The 21,638-nt window shown below is 68.5% G+C and carries 17 protein-coding genes; 8 read left to right on the forward strand and 9 right to left on the reverse strand.

What is annotated here, in order from left to right; genetic code table 11:
- Window positions 1-127: 127 nt before the first annotated feature.
- The 5 genes from FBZ83_RS00395 to FBZ83_RS00415 all read left to right on the forward strand — a co-directional run bounded on the left by FBZ83_RS00395 (window position 128) and on the right by FBZ83_RS00415 (window position 7,850).
- Window positions 128-2,626 (forward strand): glycogen/starch/alpha-glucan phosphorylase, encoded by a 2,499-nt coding sequence (locus FBZ83_RS00395; protein WP_145680587.1) that lies wholly within the window; start codon window positions 128-130, stop codon window positions 2,624-2,626.
- Window positions 2,627-2,911: 285 nt separating this feature from the next.
- The gene (locus tag FBZ83_RS00400; protein ID WP_145680588.1) at window positions 2,912-3,925 is read left to right on the forward strand and encodes an aspartate-semialdehyde dehydrogenase; all 1,014 of its coding nucleotides are present in this window, start codon (window positions 2,912-2,914) and stop codon (window positions 3,923-3,925) included.
- A gap of 121 nt (window positions 3,926-4,046) precedes the next feature.
- Window positions 4,047-5,654, forward strand: a complete 1,608-nt coding sequence (locus FBZ83_RS00405; RefSeq protein WP_103039104.1) for a peptide chain release factor 3 — start codon at window positions 4,047-4,049, stop codon at window positions 5,652-5,654.
- Window positions 5,655-5,872: 218 nt separating this feature from the next.
- A complete protein-coding gene (locus FBZ83_RS00410; protein ID WP_145680589.1) occupies window positions 5,873-7,450 on the forward strand; it encodes an ATP-binding protein in 1,578 nt (525 codons plus the stop codon).
- Window positions 7,443-7,850, forward strand: coding sequence for a response regulator (locus FBZ83_RS00415; RefSeq protein WP_186465939.1), 408 nt, complete (start codon window positions 7,443-7,445; stop codon window positions 7,848-7,850). The genes FBZ83_RS00410 and FBZ83_RS00415 overlap by 8 nt, the downstream gene beginning before the upstream one ends.
- Before the next feature lie 10 nt (window positions 7,851-7,860).
- On the opposite strand, the gene FBZ83_RS00420 is transcribed toward FBZ83_RS00415, so the two are convergent.
- The 8 genes from FBZ83_RS00420 to FBZ83_RS00455 form a co-directional block, all read right to left on the reverse strand.
- The gene (locus FBZ83_RS00420; protein ID WP_145680590.1) at window positions 7,861-8,640 is read right to left on the reverse strand and encodes a LamB/YcsF family protein; all 780 of its coding nucleotides are present in this window, start codon (window positions 8,638-8,640) and stop codon (window positions 7,861-7,863) included.
- Complete coding sequence (locus FBZ83_RS00425; RefSeq protein ID WP_145680591.1) at window positions 8,637-9,734, reverse strand: biotin-dependent carboxyltransferase family protein; 1,098 nt, start codon at window positions 9,732-9,734, stop codon at window positions 8,637-8,639. Before FBZ83_RS00425 ends, FBZ83_RS00420 begins: the two co-directional genes overlap by 4 nt.
- Window positions 9,731-10,453, reverse strand: a complete 723-nt coding sequence (pxpB, locus tag FBZ83_RS00430) for a 5-oxoprolinase subunit PxpB (RefSeq protein ID WP_145680592.1) — start codon at window positions 10,451-10,453, stop codon at window positions 9,731-9,733. The genes FBZ83_RS00425 and pxpB overlap by 4 nt, the downstream gene beginning before the upstream one ends.
- A gap of 11 nt (window positions 10,454-10,464) precedes the next feature.
- Complete coding sequence (locus tag FBZ83_RS00435; protein WP_145680593.1) at window positions 10,465-11,766, reverse strand: TRAP transporter large permease; 1,302 nt, start codon at window positions 11,764-11,766, stop codon at window positions 10,465-10,467.
- Window positions 11,767-11,769: 3 nt separating this feature from the next.
- The gene (locus FBZ83_RS00440) at window positions 11,770-12,279 is read right to left on the reverse strand and encodes a TRAP transporter small permease (RefSeq protein ID WP_145680594.1); all 510 of its coding nucleotides are present in this window, start codon (window positions 12,277-12,279) and stop codon (window positions 11,770-11,772) included.
- A gap of 155 nt (window positions 12,280-12,434) precedes the next feature.
- Window positions 12,435-13,421 carry a TRAP transporter substrate-binding protein gene (locus FBZ83_RS00445; RefSeq protein ID WP_145680595.1) on the reverse strand — a complete coding sequence of 329 codons (987 nt, stop codon included), beginning with the start codon at window positions 13,419-13,421 and terminating at the stop codon, window positions 12,435-12,437.
- 20 nt (window positions 13,422-13,441) lie between these two features.
- Entirely contained in the window at window positions 13,442-14,287 is an 846-nt protein-coding gene (locus tag FBZ83_RS00450) for a putative hydro-lyase (protein ID WP_145680596.1), read from the reverse strand.
- Window positions 14,288-14,330: 43 nt separating this feature from the next.
- The gene (locus FBZ83_RS00455; RefSeq protein ID WP_145680597.1) at window positions 14,331-15,293 is read right to left on the reverse strand and encodes a LysR family transcriptional regulator; all 963 of its coding nucleotides are present in this window, start codon (window positions 15,291-15,293) and stop codon (window positions 14,331-14,333) included.
- 163 nt (window positions 15,294-15,456) lie between these two features.
- On the opposite strand from FBZ83_RS00455, the gene FBZ83_RS00460 reads away from it, so the two are divergent.
- Entirely contained in the window at window positions 15,457-16,641 is a 1,185-nt protein-coding gene (locus tag FBZ83_RS00460; RefSeq protein ID WP_247888071.1) for an efflux RND transporter periplasmic adaptor subunit, read from the forward strand.
- The gene (locus FBZ83_RS00465; protein WP_145680599.1) at window positions 16,638-19,760 is read left to right on the forward strand and encodes an efflux RND transporter permease subunit; all 3,123 of its coding nucleotides are present in this window, start codon (window positions 16,638-16,640) and stop codon (window positions 19,758-19,760) included. The genes FBZ83_RS00460 and FBZ83_RS00465 overlap by 4 nt, the downstream gene beginning before the upstream one ends.
- Before the next feature lie 95 nt (window positions 19,761-19,855).
- On the opposite strand, the gene FBZ83_RS00470 is transcribed toward FBZ83_RS00465, so the two are convergent.
- Complete coding sequence (locus FBZ83_RS00470) at window positions 19,856-20,785, reverse strand: LysR substrate-binding domain-containing protein (RefSeq protein WP_145680600.1); 930 nt, start codon at window positions 20,783-20,785, stop codon at window positions 19,856-19,858.
- Window positions 20,786-20,837: 52 nt separating this feature from the next.
- Between FBZ83_RS00470 and FBZ83_RS00475 the strand changes: the two genes are divergently transcribed.
- A complete protein-coding gene (locus tag FBZ83_RS00475) occupies window positions 20,838-21,635 on the forward strand; it encodes a sulfite exporter TauE/SafE family protein (RefSeq protein WP_247888072.1) in 798 nt (265 codons plus the stop codon).
- Window positions 21,636-21,638 lie beyond the last annotated feature (3 nt).

The following is a 21,638-nucleotide window of genomic DNA, read 5'->3' on the forward strand; positions in this document are numbered from 1 at the left end:
GCCGATTCGACTGGTTGGCGCAGCGACTTAAACGTTGCTTAACCATGGACCCCGGAAACTGCCGCCGATGGAAGACCGGCTGAATAACCGCCGCTCCAGTTGGCCCTGGAAAGAAGAAAGTCAAGACATGGACGCTCGGTATAAGTCCCGCGAGATCGAACGCCGCAGTCTGGATGTCGACGGGCTGAAGCGCTCGTTTCTGGAGTGGCTGGTCTATTCCGTCGGCAAGGACGCGCGGGCGGCGACCCGGCGCGACTGGTTCCACACCGTGGCGCTCGCCGTGCGCGACCGGCTCGTGGACCGCTGGATGGACACGACGCGGACCTATTACCAGCAGGACGCCAAGCGCGTTTACTACCTCTCGCTGGAATTCCTGATCGGCCGCCTTCTGACCAACAGCCTCGCCAACCTCGGCATCACCGACCAGTGCCGTCAGGCGCTCGACCGCATCGGCCTGAACCTCGACGACGTGGTGGAGGCGGAGCCGGACGCGGCGCTCGGCAACGGCGGCCTCGGCCGTCTGGCCGCCTGCTTCCTCGACAGCATGGCGACGGAAGCGCTGCCCGGCTACGGCTACGGCATCCGCTACGAGTTCGGCCTCTTCGAGCAGCGCTTCGAGCATGGCTGGCAGGTCGAGTATCCGGAGCAGTGGCTGCAGTTCGGCAACCCGTGGGAGTTCCCGCGTCCGGAGGTGCTGTACCCCGTCCAGTTCTACGGCCGCGTCGAGGAGTTCCGGGATTCGGTGGGCGAGCGCGCCTACCGCTGGGTCGACGCCGAGCGCGTGCTGGCCATGGCCTACGACACGCCGGTGGTCGGCTACGGCGGCGACACGATCAACACGCTGCGCCTGTGGTCGGCCCGCGCCACGCGCGACTTCAACTTCGGCCACTTCAACGACGGCGCCTACATGAAGGCGGTAGAGCAGAAGGTGCTGACCGAGAATCTGAGCCGCGTCCTCTACCCGAACGACGCGACGGAGGGCGGCAAGGAGCTGCGGCTGAAGCAGGAGTATTTCTTCACCTCCGCCTCGCTGCAGGACATCCTGCGCCGCTATCTGCAGCACCATTCCAATTTCGACAGCCTGCCCGACAAGGCGGCGATCCAGCTCAACGACACGCACCCGGCCATCGGCATCGCCGAGCTGATGCGTCTGCTGGTGGACCAGCACGGCGTGACCTGGGACAAGGCGTGGGACATCACCCGCGCGACCTTCTCCTACACCAACCACACGCTGCTGCCGGAGGCGCTGGAGGCGTGGCCGGTGCGCATGATGGAGCGCGTGCTGCCGCGCCACATGCAGATCATCTACGAGATCAACGCCAAGTTCCTGAACCGCTCCAAGGCCCGCGCGGCGGGCGACAACGGGCGGCTGTCCCGCCTGTCGCTGATCGACGAGCGCGGCGACCGCCGGGTGCGCATGGGCAATCTGGCCTTCCTCGGCTCGCACAAGGTCAACGGCGTCTCGGCCCTGCACACCGAGCTGATGAAGCAGACCGTCTTCGCCGACTTCCACGCGGAGTTCCCGGAGCGCATCAACAACAAGACCAACGGCATCACGCCGCGCCGCTGGCTGCATCAGGCGAACCAGCCGCTGGCCGCGCTGATCACCAGCCGCATCGGCAACGGCTGGATCAAGGATCTCAGCCAGATCAAGGCGCTGGCCGAGAAGGCCGACGATCTGGTCTTCCGCGAGGAGTTCCGCCGCGCCAAGCGCAAAAACAAGAAGCGGCTGGCCGCCTACATCGCACGCCAGACCGGGGTGGACGTGCAGGTCGACAGCCTGTTCGACGTGCAGGTCAAGCGCATGCACGAGTACAAGCGCCAGCTCCTGAACATCCTCCAGGCGATCGCGCTGTACAACGAGATGCGCGACAACCCGACCGTGTCCTGGGTGCCGGTGACCAAGATCTTCGCCGGCAAGGCGGCGCCGAGCTATCACATGGCCAAGCTCATCATCAAGCTCATCAACGATGTGGCGAAGGTGGTGAACCATGACCCGTCGGTGCACGACAACCTGAAGATCGTGCTGCTGCCGAACTACAACGTGACGGCGGCGGAGATCATCATGCCGGCGGCCGACCTGTCGGAGCAGATCTCCACCGCGGGCATGGAGGCGTCGGGCACCGGCAACATGAAGCTGGCCCTGAACGGTGCGCTGACCATCGGCACGCTGGACGGCGCCAACGTCGAGATCCGCGAGCATGTGGGCGACGACAACATCTTCATCTTCGGCCTGACCGCCGAGGAGGTGAACGACCTGCGGGCCAGCGGCGGCTTCAACCCGCGCGACGTCATCGCGTCGAACCCCAGCCTGAAGCGGGCGCTGGACATGATCTCCACCGGCGTCTTCTCGCCGGACGATCCCCACCGCTACCACCCGATCCTCCAGGCGCTGACCGACGGCGGCGACCATTTCCTGGTGACGGCGGACTTCTCCGACTACTGCCAGGCGCAGCAGGCGGCCATGGACCTCTACCGCGACCAGGAGGAATGGACGCGCAAGGCCATCCTGAACACGGCCAACATGGGCTGGTTCTCCTCCGACCGCACCATCATGGAATACGCGACGGAGATCTGGGACGTGCATCCCGTGAAGCCGGAGCACCCGGCCGAAACCGAGACCTGACGCGGCCCCGTCCGGACCTGGACAAAAATTGTGTTGCGGGGGCGCGGGCGCTTTACAAGCCCCGCGCCTTTCGTTTATCTAGCGGGTTATGAATCGCTCGCTCGCCATCACCACCACCACTACCAAAACGACCCGCTCCGGCGGGCCGTCGGACGGTGGCGTGCGTTGATCGAGTAAGACGCTTCACCCACCACGAAGGCCCCGCCGGACACGGACGGGGCCTTGGTGCATCTGGGGCCGCCGTCCACGCTCGATCCGGGCAAGACCAAAGGACGGACCACACCCATGAGCACCTCTTCTCCTTCTCCTCGCCGCGTTGCCATCGTTGGTGCCACGGGCGCCGTCGGCCGCGAGATGGTCGATGTTCTTCACCGCCGTTCGTTCCCGGTCGCGGAACTCGGGCTGTTCGCGTCGGAGCGCAGCGCCGGCCGGACCGTCGAGACTCCGTTCGGCGAGAAGACCCTCGTGGCGTTCGACGTCGAGAAGGTGAAGGGGTACGACATCGTCCTGCTCGCCGTGTCCGGTGATTTCGCCAAGGAACACGCGCCGGCCATCGCCGCTGGCGGAGCGCTGGTGATCGACAACTCCTCGGCCTTCCGCTACGACGACAACGTCCCGCTGATCGTCCCGGAGATCAACGCCCACGCCATGGGCGACGCCAAGCTCGTCGCGAACCCCAATTGCACCACCGCCATCGCCGTCGTGGCGCTCGGGCCCCTTCACAAGGCCTTCGGCCTGAAGCGCGTGATCGTCTCCACCTACCAGGCGACCAGCGGCGCCGGTGCGGAGGGCATGGCCGAGCTTGAGGAGCAGACCCGCAACCAGCTCGACGGCAAGCCGGTCGTCAACAGCGTGTTCCGCCACCCGATCCCCTTCAACCTGATCCCCCAGATCGACGCCTTCCAGGAGAACGGCTACACGAAGGAGGAGATGAAGGTGACCTGGGAGACCCGGAAGATCCTGGAGATCCCGGACCTGCCGGTGAGCTGCACGGCGGTGCGCATCCCGACCTACCGCGCCCATTCCGAGGCGATCACGGTCGAGACGCTGTCGCCGGTCACCCCGGACGCCGCCCGCGCCGTTCTGGCCGACGCGCCGGGCGTGGTGGTGAAGGACGTGCCGGCCGACGGCGTCTACCCGATGCCGATCAACGCCACCGGCCAGTTCGACGTTGAGGTCGGCCGCATCCGCACCAGCCTGATCTTCGGCGACCACGGCCTGGACCTGTTCGTCTGCGGTGACCAGCTGCTGAAGGGCGCGGCGCTCAACGCCGTGCAGATCGCCGAGCTCAGCCTGTAAGGCAGGCTGGAACAGGCCGGTCTTCGCTGCTATCTATACGTCCGAACGAAGAGGGCCGTGGGGCGTTCCGCCTCCCGGCCCTCTTCGCCGTTGTTTGCACCGCTGAGTTACGGGAACGCGCATGTCCGAGCTTCTGGACGCTGTTTCCCGGCGTCGAACCTTCGCGATCATCGCGCACCCCGACGCCGGCAAGACCACCCTCACCGAAAAGCTGCTGCTGTTCGGCGGCGCCATCCAGATGGCCGGCGCCGTGAAGGCCCGCGGCGAGCAGCGCCGCGCCAAGTCGGACTGGATGAAGGTGGAGCGCGAGCGCGGCATCTCCGTGACCGCCTCCGTCATGACCTTCGATTACGAGGGGCGCACCTTCAACCTGCTGGACACGCCGGGCCACGAGGACTTCTCGGAGGACACCTACCGGACGTTGACCGCGGTCGACAGCGCCGTCATGGTGATCGACGGCGCGAAGGGCATCGAGAGCCAGACCCTGAAGCTGTTCGAGGTCTGCCGCCTGCGCGACGTGCCGATCATCACCTTCTGCAACAAGATGGACCGCGAGGCCCGCGACCCCTTCGACCTCATTTCCGAGATCGAAAGCTCGCTGGCGCTGGAGGTCACCCCGGCGAGCTGGCCCATCGGCATGGGCCGCGACTTCCTGGGCTGCTACGACCTGATCCGCGACCGCCTGATCCTGATGGATCGCACCAAGGGCGACGAGATCGACGACGGCATCGAGTGCAACGGACTCGACGACCCGCGCCTCGACGAGCTTCTGCCGGACCACGCGGTGGCGAAGCTGCGCGAAGAGGTGGAGATGGCCCGCGGGCTGATGCCGCCCTTCGACCTGGAAGCCTACCGCGCCGGCCATCTGACGCCGATTTATTTCGGCTCGGCCATCAACAACTTCGGCGTGCGCGAGCTTTTGCAGGGACTCGCCGAGAACGCCCCGCCGCCGCGCCCGCAGCCGGCGGAGCAGCGCTCCGTGCAGCCCGACGAGGGCAAGTTCAGCGGCTTTGTGTTCAAGGTCCAGGCCAACATGGACCCCAATCACCGCGACCGCATCGCCTTCGTGCGCATCTGCTCGGGCAAGTTCAAGCGCGGGGCCAAGCTGAAGCATGTCCGTTCGGGCAAGCTGATGGCGGTGAACAACGCCGTGCTGTTCCTGGCCCGCGACCGCGAACTGGCGGAAGAGGCATGGCCCGGCGACATCATGGGCATCCCGAACCACGGGTCCTTGCGCATCGGCGACACGCTGACCGAGGGCGAGGATCTGCGCTTCACCGGCGTGCCGAGCTTCGCGCCGGAATTGCTTCAGCGCGTCCGGTTGGAAGACCCGATGCGCGTGAAGCACCTGCGCAAAGCGCTGGAGCATTTCGCGGAAGAGGGAGCCTCCCAGGTGTTCAAGCCGCTGACCGGGGCGGATTGGGTGGTTGGCGTGGTCGGCCAGTTGCAGTTCGAGGTGCTGGCCGCCCGCATCGAGGCGGAGTACGGCCTCGCCGCCCGCTTCGAAGGGGCGGGGGTGGATGCCGCCCGCTGGATCGAGACGGACGACGAGGACCAGCTCAAGAAGTTCCTCGACCTCAACCGCTCGGCGGCGGCGGAGGACCATGACGGAGCGTTGGTGTTCCTGGCGCGCAACGCCTGGCACCTGAACCGCACGCAGGAGGATTTTCCGGCCCTGCGCTTCCTGAAGACCCGCGAGCAAAACCGTAAGGTGCACACCGCGGCGTAACACTCATCCGGAACCATGCGGAGCGCGCTGACCAAAGGCTGGTATCGCGTTCCGCGTGTTGCTCCGCCCCTCTGATTCGAGTAGCGTTCGCGGATGCAGCCTCCGCGGCATGGTGCCGCAAGGCATTGTGCTTCAAGGTTTTGTGGCGAGATCAGAGAAACGGCGGCGTTTCCGGACCCAGCGGGGCCGCGGGCGGTGACCGAAAAATGAGGGGCGGCATGTTCGGTGGCGTGGAAGCCTTCTTCGACACCAGCGCGTACTTGCCTCACGGCGTGTGCCTGTTCTGGCGTCCGGAAATCCTCACTCTGCACATCGTGTCCGATGTGCTGACTGGCCTTTCCTATTATTCGATTCCCGTGGCGCTGCTTTATTTCATTTTGAAGCGCCGTGACGTCGCCTTCACCTGGATGGTCTGGCTGTTCGCCGCCTTCATCCTGGCTTGCGGCACGACGCATTTCTTCAGCCTCTGGACCCTGTGGTACCCCGACTACGCCGTCGAAGGCATCATCAAGGCGATCACCGCGATGGTGTCTGTGCTGACCGCAGTCGCCTTGTGGGTGCAGATGCCCAAGGCCCTCGCCCTGCCCAGCGCCACGCAGCTCGCCGACGCCAACGGAGCCCTTCAGCGCGAGATCGAGATCCGGCGTCAGGCCGAGCTGCGCTACGCCAGCTTCTTCAACAATTTAGCCGAAGGTCTGTTCGTCGTGACGGTGCTGCCGGACGGGGACTTTGCCTTCGACACGCTGAACCCCGCCCACGCGCGGGCGACGGGGATCGACCCGGAGACCATCCGCGGCCGGTTGGTCCGTGAGGCCGTTCCGCAGGAAACCGCCGAGGCGGTGATCGAACGATACAGCGCCTGCGTCGCCGCGGGCGGCCCGATCGATTACGAGGAGACGCTGGATCTTCCCGTCGGGCGGCGCACCTGGCACACCGTCCTGGTGCCGGTGCGCGGCGAGGATGGCCGGGTGGTGCAGATCCTGGGCAGCTCCCGCGACATCACCGACCGCAAGAGGCTTCAGGAGGAGCTGGTCCAGACCTCCAAGCTGGCGACCCTGGGCACGCTCGCGGCCGGCATGGCCCATGAGATGAGCCAGCCCCTGAACATCATCCGGATCTGGGCCGAGAACGCCCTGTCCCGCCTGCGCGACGGTGACACCGACACCGCGCGCCTGGACAAGGTGCTGACCATCATGTCCGAGCAGGCGGAGCGCATGGGCCGCATCATCGACCATATGCGCACCTTCAGCCGCCGCGACGGCGCGACCCAGCGCTTCGAACCCGCGGCCTGCGTCCGCTCCGCCGTCGAGTTGGTGTCCAACCAGTTCGCCCTGGAAAACATCGAGGTGGTGAGCGACGTCCCGGCCGTCGACTGCGTCACCCGCGGGCGTCCCCTGCAGCTGGAGCAGGTGCTGGTCAATCTGCTGTCCAACGCGCGCGACGCTATCCTGGAATGGCGCGCCGACCCCGACGGGTCGCCCGCGGCCGGGCGGATCACCGTCGGGATGCGCTGCGACCTGACCGCCGGGCGGGCCGTCATCATCATCACCGACGATGGCGGCGGCATCGATCCGGACATCCTGCCGCGCATCTTCGACCCCTTCTTCACGACCAAGGAGGTCGGCAAGGGGTCCGGGCTCGGTCTGTCCATCGGCTATGGCATCATCGATTCCATGGGCGGCCGGATCGACGCGGCAAACGTGACCCATAACGATGGGAACCGCGGCGTCCGTTTCACCATCACCGTGCCGGTGTCCCATCCCTCCGTTCAGGACGTGGAGCGCGCTCATGCCTGACCCCGTCACCGCTCCGTTGCATGTCCTGGTGGCCGAGGACGAATCCCTCGCCGCCATGGCTCTGGAGGATTTCCTGTCCCGCAAGGGATACCGTGTGACCCTGGCCCAGGACGGGCAGGAGGGTCTGGAGCGCTACAGCGCCGATCCGGCCGACCTCGTCATCACCGATCTGCGCATGCCGCGCATGGACGGTCGCGCCCTGATCCGCGAGCTTCGGACCCGGGCGGCCGATCTGCCGATCCTGGTGATGACCGGATTCCTGTCGATGGAGGCGGGGGAGGACGACCTGACCGCCGACCGCTGGCAGCCGCTGGTGGTGTTGCGCAAGCCGGTCAGCCCGCAGGTCATCCTGGACACGCTCGCCAGCCTCGCCGAAGCGGCGAAGCTGCGGCCGGCGTGATCCTTCCCTTTTAGAAGCGGTCGCGCAGGTCCGGCAGGGGGACGATGCGGACCCCCTTGGCCTCCAGCGTGCGGCGCAGGTTCCCGGCCATGGCGACCGCGCTCGGCTCGTCGCCGTGGACGCAGACGGAATGCACGGTGCAGGGGATGCGCGTGCCGGTGACCGACAGGATCACCCCCTCCTCGAGCATGCGCAGGACGTTGGCGGCGGCCACGTCCGGGTCGTGGACCATCGCGCCGGGCTGGCCGCGCGGCACGAGGTTGCCGTTGTCGTCGTAGGCGCGGTCGGCGAAGACCTCCTCCGCCGTGGGCAGGCCCAGCGTCCGCCCGGCCCGCGCCATTTCCGACCCGGCGGTTGCAAGGTAGATCAGGTTGGGATCGACGCCCTTGATCGCCCGCCCGATCGCCAGGGCCAGCCCCTCGTCGACCGCCGCCATGTTGTTCAGCGCGCCGTGCGCCTTCACATGGGTGACCGCGCCGCCGCTGGCGGCGGCGACGCCCATCAGCGCGCCGATCTGATAGGCGACCATCGCCTCGACCTCCGCCGCCGACATCCGCAGCGGGCGGCGCCCGAAGCCCTGGAGATCGGGGTAGGAGGGGTGGGCGCCCAGGCTGACGCCCTTGGCGACCGCGTTCCGGACGGTCCGCGTCATCACCAGCGGATCGCCGGCGTGGAAGCCGCAGGCGATGTTGGCGGAGGCGACGATGCCGAGCATGGAGTCGTCGTCGCCGATGTCGTAGGCGCCGAAACCCTCGCCCAGGTCGGCGTTCAGGTTCACGGTGATGGTCATGGTGCCCTCCCGCACATCTCTTCTCGGTTCAGGATGTCGCCGTTGCCGTTGACGATGTCGACGACCCCGGACACGAGGTTTTCCGCATAGAGCGCCTCCAGATCGACGCCGCCCGCCGGGCGCACCGGGCGGATGGCGCGGATCCAGGCGACGATGGTCTGTTCCTGGCGCCGCCGGATGGCCTCCGCCTCCTCCACCGTGACGGCCCGGAAGCTGAGGGTGCCGCCGGGGCTCAGCCGGCCGACGCGGGGCAGGTCGGCGGAGATCACCGTGGCGATCTTGGCGTAGCCGCCCGCCGTCTGGTGGTCGTTCAGCAGAAGGATCGGCTGACCGTTGCCCGGAACCTGGATCGAGCCGGTGACCAGCCCGTCCGACGGAATGTCGGCGGAGCCGGTGTGGGCGAGCGCCGGCCCGTCGAGACGCAGGCCCATGCGGTCGGCATCCTTGCCGACGCGATAGGTCGCCGACAGGAAGGTCTCCACCGCCTCCGCCGTGAAGCGGTCCTCCTGGGGGCCAAGCACCACCCGCACCGGCTCGCCGCCATAGTCGGGCGGTTCCGGCAGCTCCACGTCGGTGCCCGGTGGGGCATTGTTGCGATTGAGCGGCAAACGCGCCCTGTCGCCCAGCGGCTTGCCGCCGAGCGGCCCGATGCCGGCGCGCACGTAGGTGGACAGGCTGCCCAGGAAGGGCTCCAGCGCGAAGCCCCCGGCGACCGCCAGATAGGCGACCGCCGCCCCGGTGACGGCGCCCAGCTTCAGCACGTCGCCGCGCGCCAGCGTGTGGCTGCGGTGCGGCTCCAGCGGCTGGGGCGATGCCTCCTCGCGCTCCAGGCTCAGAGCCATCGGGCCGACGACGGCGACGCGCACGCCGTCGGCCTCCACCTTCAGCGCAGGCCCGAGCAGGGCGATCTCCACCCCCGCGGTGCCCGCCGGGTTGCCGACCAGCGCGTTGGCGAGGCGCAGGGCGATGGGATCGAGCGCGCCGGCCACCGGCATGCCGAGTTCCTGATGGCCGAAGCGGCCGAGGTCCTGGATGGTGGCGAACAGCCCCGGCCGGACGATGGTGAGGCAGGGGGTAGGGGAGGGCGCGCTCATGACGCGGCCCTCAGCGTGTCGGGATCGAAGCGGCCGGCGGCGGCCTCGGCCGACAGCGCGTCGAAGCGGGCGCGGTCGACCGCCTCGAACCGCACCCGGTCGCCGGCGGCGAGCAGGACCGGGGCAGGGCGGGCGCCGTCGTAGAGCGGCACCGGGCAGCGCCCGATCAGGTGCCAGCCGCCGGGGCTCTCCCAAGGATAAACGGTGGTCAGCCGCCCGGCGGTGGCGACGGAACCCGCCGGCACGCGGACCCGCGGCTCGCTGCGCCGCGGTTTCTCCAGTTCGGCCGGCAGGTCGCCCATGTAGGCGAAGCCCGGCATGAAGCCCAGCATGTAGACGAAATACTCGGTCGACCCGTGGAGGTCGATCAGCCGCTCCGCCGATAGGCCGAGCGAGGCGGACAGTTCCGCGAGGTCCGGTCCCAACTCCGCGTCGTAGCAGACGGGCAGGCGCCACAGGGCGCCTTCGGCCGGCGCGTCCCCGGCGTGGGCCAGTTCCGCCTCGACGGCGGCCTGGACATCCCGGCGGCTGGTGACCGCTGGGTCGTAGACGACCTGGAGCGAACGGAAGGTTGGCACCGTCTCCACCAGACCCGGCAGCGCGGCGGCCTTCAGCCGGGCGTGCAGGGCCATGACGCGGGCGTTGGTCGGGCGATCGATGCCCTCGCCGAACTCCACGTTGAAGGCCGTGTCGCCCGCTGTGGTGAAACGGACGTCCATGATGCCGCTCCTCACCCGATCATCAGCGAGGGCAGCCACGTCACCATGCCCGGGAAGATCCAGAGCAGGGCCACCATGACGATCATCATCAGGAAGAAGGGCAGGCTGGCCTTGGCGATGGTGAAGATGTTCTTGCCCGTCATCGATTGCAGGACGAACAGGTTGAATCCCACCGGCGGGGTGATCTGGGCCATCTCCACCACGATGATGATGTAGATGCCGAACCACAGCAGGTCGATCCCGGCGTGCTGCACCATCGGCAGGATGACCGAGGTGGTCAGCACCACCATCGAGATACCGTCGAGGAAGCAGCCCATGACGATGAAGAACAGCGTCAGCACCACCAGCAGCGACGCGGTGGACAGCTGCATGGAGGTGATCCATTCCGCCAGCAGGCGCGGAATGCCGGTGTAGCCCATGGCCACGGTCAGGAAGGCCGCCCCCGCCAGGATGAAGCCGATCATGCAGGAGGTGTGCGCCGCCCCCAGGACGCTGTCGCGGAAGGTTGCCCAGCTCATCGTGCCGGTAACCAGCGCCAGCAGCAGCGATCCCAGAACGCCGATGCCCGCGGCCTCGGTCGGCGTGGCGATGCCCGCGTAGATGGAACCGAGCACGCCGGCGATCAGCAGCATGACGGGGATCAGCGACCCGGTGTCGCGGATCTTCTCCGCAAAGCTTTGGCGCGCCTCGCGCGGCGGCACGCGGCCGGGGTTCAGCAGGGACCAGCCGCCGACATAGAGCATGAACAGGCCGGTCAGCACGATGCCCGGGATAACGCCGGCGATGAACAGCCGGGCGATGGACACGTCCGCCGCCACGCCGTAGACGATCATGATGATCGAGGGCGGAATCAGCAGGCCCAGCGTGCCGGCGCCGGCCAGCGAGCCGACGATCATCATCGGGTCGTAGCCGCGCCGGGTCAGTTCCGGGATGGTCATCCGCCCGATGGTCGCGGCGGTCGCGGCCGAGGAGCCGGAGACGGCGGCGAAGATCGTGCAGCCGACGATGTTGACGTGCATCAGGCGCCCGGGCAGCCAGCCCGTCCAGGGCGCCAGCCCCTTGAACATGTCCGACGAGATTCGCGTTCGGAACAGGATCTCGCCCATCCAGATGAACAGGGGCAGGGCGGTCAGGGTCCAGCTCGTGCTGGCGCCCCAGATGTTGGTCGCCATGACCATGCCGACAGGGCGGGTGGTGAACAGCGCCATGGCGACGAAGCCGACGCCGGCGAGCGCCAGCGCCACCCAGATGCCGGTTCCCAGCATCAGGAGCATCGTCACGACGACGACGATGGAAGCGGTCGTCTGGTCCATCGGTCAGCCCTCGCTCTGCATGCCGGCGCTTTGATAGGACGCCTCGCGCCCCTGGATCACCGCCAGCAGGTCGTCCAGGAAGGCGATCACCAGGATCACCAGCCCGACGCCCATGGCGGCTTGTGGAATCCACAGCGGGATGGGCAGCACGCCCTGTCCCAGATCGCCGAAATCGTAGGAATCGTAGGTCATGCGCAGCCAGTACCACGCGAAGTAGCCGCTGAGCGCCGTGCCGAAGCCGAGGCAGAGCAGCTCCACGGCACGGCGGGGGCCGCCGCGCAGCCGGTCGACCAGGACGCCGACGCGGATGTGCGCGCCGCGGCGCAGCGCCGGACCGAGCATCAGGAAGAAGGAGGCGGCCATGCAGTAGCCGGCCAGCTCGTCGGCTCCCGGCACCATGCGGTTGGCCAGCCGGGCGAAGACCTGGGACACGATCAGCACGGCGATCAGCACCAGGAACACCGCGCCCAAAATCTCGGCGGCGCGGTAAAGGACGGTCAATGCGGTGCGCATGGCGCGACCACCTCCGGGTAGGGCGGGCGGGGGGTGTTTTTATGGGGGGGTGCATGGCCCCCTCCCTAACCCTCCCCCGCCTTTGGCGAGGGAGGGGATCAGTCTCCCTCTCCCGCGAAGCGGGGGAGGGTCGGGGAGGGGGCAAGGAGCGCCGCTTACTTCCGGAAGGCCGAAATGATCGCCTCGCCGTCGGCGCCGGCGGCCTTGGTCCACTCGTCGGTCATCGTCTTGCCGATGGCGGCGAAGCCGTCCTTGATCGCCGGGGACGGGGTCAGCACCTTCATGCCGTTGCCGGACAGCGTCTGGTTCAGCTCCGCCGTCTTCTTCTCCCACTCGGTCCAGCCGGTGGCCTCGGCCTTGGCGGCGGCCTGCTCGACGGCCTTCTTCGTGGCGTCGTCCAGACCCTTCCAGACCTCGGTGCTGACAAACACCATGTTGCGCGGCAGCCAGGCCTGCACGTCGTAATAGACGTTCACGAAGTCCCACGCCTTGGTGTCAACGCCGGTGGCGGCGGAGGTCATCATGGCGGTGACGATGCCCGTGCCGAAGGCCTGCGACACTTCGGCGGCCTCGATCTTGGTCGGCACGGCGCCGGCCAGCTCGGCGATGCGGGTGGTCGCCGGGTTGTAGGCGCGGAACTTCTGCCCCTTCAGGTCGGCGACGGAGCTGATCTCCTGCTTCACGTAGAGGCCCTGCGGCGGCCACGGAATCGAATAGAGGAGCTTCAGGCGCTGACGCTCCAGCTTCTTTTCCAGGTAGGGCTTGGACGCCTCGTAGAGCTTCTTCGACGCGGCGAAGTCGGTCGCCAGGAAGGGCACGGAATCGAGGCCATAGAGCGGGTCCTCGTTCGCCCAGGAGCTGATGAGCACCTCGCCGATCTGGGCCTGCCCGGACTGGACCGCGCGCTTGATCTCCGGATGCTTGACCAGCGAGCCGTTGGAATGGACGGTGATCTGGATCTTGCCGTTGGTCGCCGCCTTCACGTCCTCGGCGAACTGGCGCACCGTGATGGTGTGCAGGTTGGTGTCGGGATAGGGGGTCGGCATGTCCCAGGTCTCGGCGAAGCCCGCGACCGGGGTGGCGCAGAGGCCGATGCCGAAGGCGGCGGCGGCGAGGCGGGTCCGCAGGGTGATCGCGGTCATGGTTGGAAAGCTCCCTGTTCTTATCGAAAAAGTTGCGCGACCGAAGGGGACACGCCCTCCAGCTCGGCGTTCAGCCGGTCGGTGACCAGCATGTGGCCTGGGCTGTGGGCGATGGCGAAAGGCAGGCGGGCGGCGGCGAGCGCCATCTGGGGGGTGACCCCGCAGGCCCAGAAGACGGGGACCTCGCCGTGGGCGAGCGGAACGGCGTCGCCGAATTCCGGCCGGGCGAGGTCGCGGATGCCGAGCGCCGCCGGGTCGCCGATGTGCACCGGCGCGCCGTGCACGGCGGCGTAGCGTCCGGTCACCGCGGCGGCGCGCTCGGCCTGGGCAGGCGTCATCGGGCGCATCGACACCACCATGCGCCCGGCGAAGGGCGGAACGGCCACGCAGTCCCGGTCGGTCACGTACATCGGCACGTTGCAGCCGCGCTCGATGTGGCGGACCGGCAGGCCGGCGGCGAGCAGCGCTTCTTCAAAGGAGAAGGAGCAGCCGATGGCGAAGGCGACCAGATCGTCGCGCCAGACCGACAGCAGGTCCTCCGGCTCCTCGGCCAGAAGGCCGTCGCGGTAGACGCGGTAGCGCGGGAAGTCGGTGCGCAGGTCGAGGTCCGCGCCCAGCTCCGCGAAGCGGTGACCGCCCGGCGTCGACACGGCGAGCAGCGGGCAGGGCACGGGGTTGGCGCGGCAGAAGCGTTCGAAGGCGGGGGCCGCATCGGCGGGGACGATGGCGAGGTTCGCCTGCACATGGCCCGGCGCCAGTCCGGCGGTCGGCCCGCGATGCTCCCCCCGGCGGATCGCCAGACGCGCCAGCAGGGCGGCGGACGCGGCGCCGGTCGGGGACGGGGTGCTTGGGGTCACGGACTGCATGGCCGGCAAAACCTCGGTGACCGAACTGTTGTGTCCTAAGGGTTCACGCATCGGACCGATCCGTCAAATTTTCATTTTGGATCGTTTGCGATAAACGGCGTTTATCAGTGGGCGCCCCGTGCCGCTGCGCCCGCACGATCTCCAAGGCCATATCCGCCACGATGGGCACCAGCGGGTTGTCGCTGTCCACCGGGTGGCAGATGGTGAAATCCAGGTCGGGCAACGGCTCCTCCGCCGGGATCAGCCGCAGCAGCCCCTCGGCCAGTTCGCGCTCGATCACCGCGGGCGGAATGGCGCTGATGCCGATGCCGTCCAGGGTCATCCGCACGATGCTGGCGAGCGAGCTGTTGCCGTAGAAGCGCAGCGGCGGCAGGCCGGGCCGCTTGAACATTTGCTGGATGGCCACCGACGGCTTGGTCTGCCGGGAAAAGGTGATGACCGGGTAGCGCGCCAGATCGGCCAGCCCCAGCCGCCCGGCGGGGAGGTCGAGCGACGGGCTGGCCACCCAGGCCATAGAATAGCTGCTCAACGCCTCGTTGCGCATGTCAGGCTCGGCCACCGGTCCCAGCATGAAGGCGATGTCGAGGTCGTGGGCCAGCAGCCCGTTGCGCAGATGGATGGAGGTGTCGACCTCGATCTCCAGGCTGACCAGGGGGAAGCGGTTGTGCAGCCGCTCGATCAGGCGGCTGAGCCATGTGTGCACGATGGTCTCGGCCACGCCGAGCCGGATCAGCCCACGCAGGGTCGTCGATTCGGCCACCGCGTGCACCAGCTCGGCCTGGAGCGTCAGCATCCGCTCGGCGTGGTCTAGCAGCTCCATGCCCTTCAGCGTCAGCGTCACCCGCCGCGTGCCACGGTTGAACAGCTGGACGCCCAACTCCTTTTCCAGCTGGGCGATGCGGGCCGAGATGGCCGGTTGGGTGGTGTTCAGCCGCCCGGCCGCAGCGCGGAAGCCGCCCAAACGGGCGATCCACACGAAGGCTTCCAAATTCTTTAGGTCCAGCATCGCCGAATCGCTCCGCAGCCCATACCCGCTGTTACAGTCTGTTACCAAATGGCTGTAGGATGGACATTAACCTGCAAAGCCTCTCCTGCGATAATGGGCCGCATTGCCTTATGGCGGGATGGCGCGCTCCGGCCGGACCGGGCAGCCCCACCGGGAGTTCGATGTGACGAAACGCATAGCGCTGTTTGCGCTCCTGCTGGCCGCGCTGATGGGCGGCGGTTACTGGTACACGCACCGGGCGGGCGGGGCCGACGCGCAGACGGCGAAGGCCGCCGCCCCGGCCGGACCACGCGCCCTCCCGGTGGTCATCCGCCAGGTCGAGCAGCGCGCGGTGCCGGAGCGGCTGGGCACCATCGGCTCGGTCCAGCCGGTGGCGGCCATCGCCATCAAGGCGCGCGTCGATTCGGTGGTCGAGACGGTCCACTTCACCGAGGGGCAGGAGGTGAAGGCGGGCGACCTGCTGTTCACCCTCGACTCCCGCGCCCTGGAGGCGCAGCTCCGTCAGGCCCAGGCCAATCTGGAGCGCGACCGCGCCAACCTCGACAAGGCGCGGGGCGATGTGAAGCGTTACGAGCAGCTCGTCCGCTCCAACACCGTCGCTCGCCAGCAGTATGACGCGGCGGTGGCCGCCGCCGATGCGCTGGAGGCCACGGTGAAGGCCGGGCAGGCGGCCATCGAGGCGGCCAAGGTCTCGCTCAGCTTCACCCGCATCGCCGCGCCCATGGACGGGCGCACCGGTGCGGTGAACGCCAAGCCCGGCACGATGGTCCGCGCGGCGGACGCCACGCCGCTGGTCACGCTGACCCAGCTCCGCCCGATCACCGTCGCCTTCAACGTGCCGGAACGCCACCTGCCGACCATCCGCGCGGCGATGGAGACAAGCAAGCTGTCCGTCACCGCCGGCATCCCAGGCGCTGCCGTGCCGCCCGCCGAAGGCGTTCTGAATTTCGTGGACAGCCAAGTCGATCAGCAGACCGGCACGATCCTGGTGAAGGGCCAGTTCGAAAACGCCGACACCCGGCTGTGGCCCGGACAGTTCGTCGACGTGGTGCTGACCCTGCGGGTCGAGCCGCAGGCGCTGACGCTGCCGGAGGAGGCGGTGCAGACCGGCCAGCAGGGCCGCTTCGTCTATGTGGTCAAGCCCGACGACACGGTGGAGATCCGCAACGTCGCCGTGGCGCGCAGCCAGGAGGGCATCGCCGTCATCGCCGACGGGGTGCAGGCCGGTGAGCGCGTGGTGGTGGACGGCCAGTCCCGCCTCTATCCCGGCGCCAAGGTCGCCGCCGCCAAGAACGGCGGCAAGGATGGCGCCAACGGCAAGGCTCCGCTCACCGGAGGCGCGTCATGACCCTCTCGGAACTGTGCATCCGCCGTCCGGTGATGACCATCCTGCTGACGGCGGCGCTGGTTCTGGGGGGCCTCGCCGCCTACCGCCAACTGCCCGTCGCGGCGCTGCCGCGGGTCGATTTCCCGGTCATCAACGTCTCCGCCACGCTGCCCGGCGCCAGCCCGGAAACCATGGCGGCCTCGGTCGCCAGCCCGCTGGAGCGCGAATTCTCGACCATCGCCGGCATCGACACGATCACCTCGACATCGAGCCTCGGCAACACCTCGATCACCATCCAGTTCGTCCTGGAGCGCGACATCGACGCCGCCGCCCAGGACGTGCAGGCGGCCATCGCCCGCACCCAGCGCCGTCTGCCGGCGGAGATGACCACCGCGCCCAGCTACCGCAAGGTGAACCCGGCCGACCAGCCGGTGCTGATGCTGGCCCTCTCCTCGCCGACTCTAACGCTGTCGTCGCTGAACGACTTCGCGGAAACCGCGGTCCAGCCCAAGGTCGCCACCCTGCCGGGCGTCGCCCAGGTGCAGATCTACGGCGCGCAGAAATACGCCGTGCGCGTCCAGGTGGACCCCAACGCGCTGGCCGTGCGCGGCATCGGCATCGACGAGCTTCAGAAATCGCTGGCCGCCGCCAACGCCAACACCCCGGTCGGCACGCTGTCCGGCGCCAGGCAGCAGCTCGTGCTGGCCGCCAACCCGCAGCTTCCCGACGCCGAAGCCTTCCGCGGCCTGATCGTCGCCTACCGCAACGGCGCCCCGGTCCGGCTGGGCGATGTGGCGACCGTGCTGGACAGCGTCGAGAACGCCCGTACGGCGAGCTGGCACAACGGCACCCGCGCCATCGTCATGGCGGTGCAGCGCCAGCCCGACGCCAACACGGTGGACGTGGTCGACCGGGTGCGCAACCTGCTGCCCAGCTTCCGCGCGCAGCTTCCGCCCAGCGCGAAGGTGGAGGTGGTGAACGACCGCTCCACCTCGATCCGCGAGGCGGTAGAGGACGTGCAGTTCACGCTGGGCCTGACCATCGCGCTGGTCGTTCTGGTCATCTTCCTGTTCCTGCGCCGCCTGACGGCGACGATGATCCCGGCGCTGACCGTTCCGATCTCGCTGATCGCGACGGCGGGCGGGATGCATCTGATGGGCTTCTCCATCGACAACATCTCGCTGATGGCGCTGACGCTGGCGGTCGGCCTCGTCGTCGACGACGCCATCGTGATGATGGAGAACATCGTCCGCTACGTCGAAGAGGGGATGCCGCCCTTCGAGGCGGCCCTCAAGGGCTCACGGGAGATCGGCTTCACCATCATCTCGATCACCGTGTCGCTGGTGGCCGTCTTCATCCCGATCCTGCTGATGGGCGGTGTGGTCGGGCGCGTCTTCCACGAGTTCGCGCTGGTGGTGACCATGGCGATCAGCGCCTCGGCCTTCGTGGCGCTGACGCTGACGCCGATGATGTGCGCGCGCCTGCTGACCCACGAACCGCACGGTGCCAAGGAGGGCTGGTTCGGCCGCGTCCTGGAGGGCGGGTTCAGCGCGCTGCACCGCGGCTACGCCGTGACGCTGCGGATGGCGCTGAGGCACCGCCCGGTGATGGGGCTCGTGATGATCGCGACGGTGGTCGGCTCCGCCCTGCTGTTCCAGGCGATTCCCAAGGGCTTCTTCCCGACCGAGGACATCGGGCAGATCACCGTCTCGACGGAGGCCGCTCCCGACATCTCCTTCCCGGCCATGGCAGAGCGGCAGCAGGAGGTGGCGCGGATCATTCAGGCCCACCCGGCGGTGGCCGACATGACCTCGTCGGTCGCCATCGGCGGCAATTCGGTCAACACCGGCCGCATGTTCGTCGTGCTGAAGCCGCGCGCCGAGCGGCCGCCGGCCGGCGAGGTGATCCAGCAGCTCCGCCGCCAGCTCGCCGGGATTCCCGGCATGGCGGTGTACATGCAGCCGGTGCAGAATCTGCGCATCGGCGGCCGTTCGTCCAAGAACGAGTTCCAGTACACCATCCAGGGCCTGAACCCGGAGGAGCTGTACGCTTGGTCCGCGAGGCTGGAGCGGGCGATGCACGACATCCCGATCCTGCAGGACGTGACCAGCGACCTCCAGCTCAACAGCCCGCAGGCCTATGTGCATGTGGACCGCGAAAAGGCGGCGACGCTGGGGATCGGCGTCGATCAGGTGCGCTCCACCCTCTACAGCGCCTTCGGTCAGCGGCAGGTCTCGACCATCTACACGCCGACCAACGACTATCAGGTGCTGATCGAGCTGGCGCCGAAGTACCAGCAGGACGACAACGCGCTGTCGCGCATCTATGTGCGCTCCGGCTCCGGCAAGCTGGTGCCGCTGGACGCCTTCGCCAGCGTGCAGCGCACCGCCGGGCCGCTGACGGTCAACCACCAGGGGCAGTTGCCCGCCGTCACCCTGTCCTTCAACGTGGCGCCCGGCCATTCGCTGGGCGAGGCGGTGAACGCCGTCCGGCAGGCGGAGCTTGAGATGGCCCTGCCGCCGGGCATCACCACCGGCTTCGCCGGCACCGCCCAGGTGTTCGAGGACGCGCAGAAGAGCCAGGGGCTGCTGCTGCTCGCCGCCGTGCTGGTGATCTACATCGTGCTTGGCGTGCTGTACGAGAGCTTCATCCACCCGCTGACCATCCTGTCCGGCCTGCCGTCCGCGGCCATCGGGGCGCTGGCGACTCTGATGGTGTTCGGGCAGGAGCTGAGCGTCATCGCGATCATCGGCATCCTGATGCTGATCGGCATCGTGAAGAAGAACGCGATCATGATGATCGACTTCGCCATCGACGCGCAGCGCAACCAGGGCATGACCGCGCGCGAGGCGATCGAGCAGGCCTGCCTGCTGCGCTTCCGCCCGATCATGATGACGACCATGGCGGCGATCATGGGCACCCTGCCCATCGCCGTCGCCCACGGCGCCGCCGCGGAGCTTCGCCAGCCGCTCGGCCTCGCGGTGGTCGGCGGCCTGTGCGTGTCGCAGATCCTGACGCTCTACATTACGCCGGTGCTGTTCCTCTACATGGAGGACGCCGGCAACGCCGTCTCCCGCCTGTGGAAGCGCCGTCACGGCGCCGCCCCGGAGGCGCCGCAGCCGGTGCCGGGCGCGGAATGAGGGCTCCACAAGGCTGTTTTCCCTCTCCCCTCCGGGGAGAGGGTTAGGGTGAGGGGGTTGCGCGTGGCGATGCGTCCGGCACAAGCGCAACCCCCTCACCGCCCCTCCGGGCCACCCTCTCCCCAGAGGGGAGAGGGTTGAACAGCGCCGGCCAGCCGCGTCACCAGCTCGCGGCTGTGGCTGGGCAGCGCGTCCAGCCGCCGGACGCAGACCACCAGCGAGCGGACCGCCCAGGGGTCGGTCAGGCGCACCGCGCGGATTTTCGTGAAGCGGCGGCAGCGCTTCGCCGAGGCTTCCGGGACGATGCCGAGCCCCACCCCCTGCTCGACCATCCGGCAGATTCCGTCGAAGCCGCGCACCCGCACGCGCAGCTTCAGCGGGCGGCCGGCGCGGATGGCGTGCTCGTTGATGTGCTGCTGAAGGGCGTTGCGCGTCGCCAGTCCGACGAAATCCTCCTCCAGAACCTCGCGCAAGGCGACGCTGCGGCGATTCGCCAGCGGGTGGCCGTGCGGCGTGACCAGCACCATGCGGTCGGTGCGGAAGGGAAACACCTCCAGTCCCGACAGGTCGGCGTGATCGGACACCACCCCGGCGTCGGCCAGCCCCTCCGCCACCGCCCGCACGATCTCGTGGCTGGGCCTTTCCTCCAGGTCGATGTCGATGTTGGGGTGAGTGGCGAGGAAGGGCCCCAGGGCCTCGGGCAGGAATTCCGCCAGGGCGGCGGTGTTGGACAGCAGCCGCACATGGCCCTTCAGCCCCTTCGCGTAATCGCCCAGCTCGCCGCGCATCCGCTCCACCTGCTGGAGGAGGAGGCGGGCGTGATGGACCAGCGCCTCACCCGCCGGGGTCGGGCGGACACCACGCCGCCCGCGCTCCAGCAGCGGCACGCCGAGCGTCTCCTCCATCCCGCGGATGCGCGCGCTCGCCGAGGCGAGGGCGAGGTGCGTGCGCTCCGCGCCGTGGGTGATGCTCTCCGCCTCCGCCACGTTCAGGAACAGCCGCAGGTCGGTCAGGTCGAAGCGCATGGGTGTGTCTCCGGCAGGGCAGCAGCCTTCGTCAAACCCGAAGGCTGGCTGCGTGACATCCACATTGCCGCAAGACGTGGTCGGGCTTCAACTGGTGGTCATGACCGACCTTCCCCTCTTCATTGTCGCCGCCATGGCCCTGACCTTCCTGCTCGCCGGGTTCGTCAAGGGCATGATCGGCCTGGGCCTGCCGACCGTTGCCATGGGTCTGCTCGGCCTCGTCATGCCGCCCGCCGAGGCGGCGGTGATCCTGATCGTGCCTTCGCTGGTGACGAATCTCTGGCAGTTGGCCTTCGGCCCCGGCCTCGGCGCCACCATCGAGCGATTCTGGCCGATGATGCTGGGGATCACGCTGGGCACCTGGGCCGGGGCGGGGCTGCTGGCCGGCGCCTCGTCGGGGCAGGCCGCGGCGGCTCTGGGCGGAGCGTTGGCGCTTTATGCGGTGGCCGGGCTGGTGAAGCTGCCGCTGCGGGTGCCGCCCGCGGCGGAATCCTGGCTGTCGCCGTTGGTCGGCGTGGCGACCGGTGTGGTGACGGCGGCCACCGGCGTCTTCGTCATCCCCGCCGTGCCCTACCTCCAGGCGCTGGAGCTGGAGCGCGACCGGCTGATCCAGGCGCTCGGCCTGTCCTTCACGGTGTCCACGCTGGCTTTGGCCGCCGGTCTGGCGCAGCATGGGCTGTTCGACGGCACGCTGGCCTGGGGCTCGCTGGCCTCGCTGCTGCCCGCCCTGGCCGGGATGGCGCTCGGCCAGAGCCTCCGCCGGCGAGTGCGGGCGGAGGTGTTCCGGCGCTGCTTCTTCCTCGGCCTACTGGCGCTCGGACTGTTCCTGATGCTGGAGCATCTGGGGTGAAGA

Source organism: Azospirillum brasilense (assembly GCF_007827815.1).
Lineage (GTDB): Bacteria > Pseudomonadota > Alphaproteobacteria > Azospirillales > Azospirillaceae > Azospirillum > Azospirillum brasilense_C.